At 47.9% G+C, this 1,137-nt stretch carries 1 protein-coding gene; it reads left to right on the forward strand.

The genetic code is table 11. The features are described 5' to 3' along the window. The coding region (locus NZM04_04150) for a hypothetical protein (GenBank protein MCS7063227.1) at window positions 1–1,137 on the forward strand (1,137 nt) is incomplete at both ends.

A 1,137-nucleotide genomic window follows, 5' to 3' on the forward strand; every position in this document is an offset into this window, starting at 1 on the left:
CCCGTCCCCTACAACGACGCCCTTCGCCCACTCGCCATCGGCTACCTCAAACGCCTCGCCATCAACATCCACGACCACATCCACGGCTACAACAACCCCCCTACCTACGTCTATGCCGACAACGGCACCTTCTATCAAAACCTCTCCATCAACCCCAACCACATCATCCAAACCGAAGCCGACCTCAGCAGCCTCAGCAGCCAAATCTTCCAAACCTTGCCCAATGGCGCCCAGGAATCCTTAAACCCAATCGCCGCCTACGGAAAACGCCGCATCCCTTACCTCGTTGAAACGGCCATGAGCGTAGATCAACAAGGTTTCGGAAAGACAGAATATAAGATTCGCGTAAGTTATATCTTGAAATTTTTCAATCCCTATTCCGAGCCAATCACATTCAAAGAAAATCACATCCTCAAAATCATCAATACTCCCGGATGGTTCATTCCCTATGACGGTAAAATTGTAATTCGACCCGGAGATTTAGACGTAAATATAAACCTATCCAATACCAACTTTCCTGCCGGTCAGATCACGGTCGTTACCACTCGAAGCCTAAGTGATTTTCGCAAAACCCCACTACAATCCGTGTCATCCGCAGCAAATCCCATTGTACACAATATAGATCTCACCCGCTCTGGTTCAATTTCGCCTCTTCCTGCCAGGGGATCAGGATATGTGGAAAGTCATGGTGTAATCGCACAACTTACGCGTAATATCCCCACATCCAGTAAGCCACCTTGGGATGGGGGAGGTGAAGGTCGAGATTTTGATACTCGAGTAGTGTTTTCAAACGCTAATGGGATTTTAGGTGTTTATCCGCGAGCATTTCATATAGTGAACCCTCCTTTTTGCGACAGTTATGTGTCCTCTAACGCTGCAAACAAATCCGAGTTTGATAAATACCACCATCGAGGTGGCCCCTTTCTCCCGAATTCCCCTGTGGTCAGCAACTCCCAACTACCCCTCATCCACATCAATCCCAACAGCAACTATATAACTGGAGACCCGATCGGTTTTCTTGATCAGTATTATCTCTTCTCTAACAATAACATCACTCAACAAAGCATTCGCAACTCCATGCCAGCGGCAGCGAGTGTTCGCAATCTAGTTGTTCAAAACCCTGACAGCCTCTTCGGC

It is taken from the genome of Candidatus Methylacidiphilales bacterium, from assembly GCA_025056655.1.
GTDB lineage: Bacteria > Verrucomicrobiota > Verrucomicrobiia > Methylacidiphilales > JANWVL01 > JANWVL01.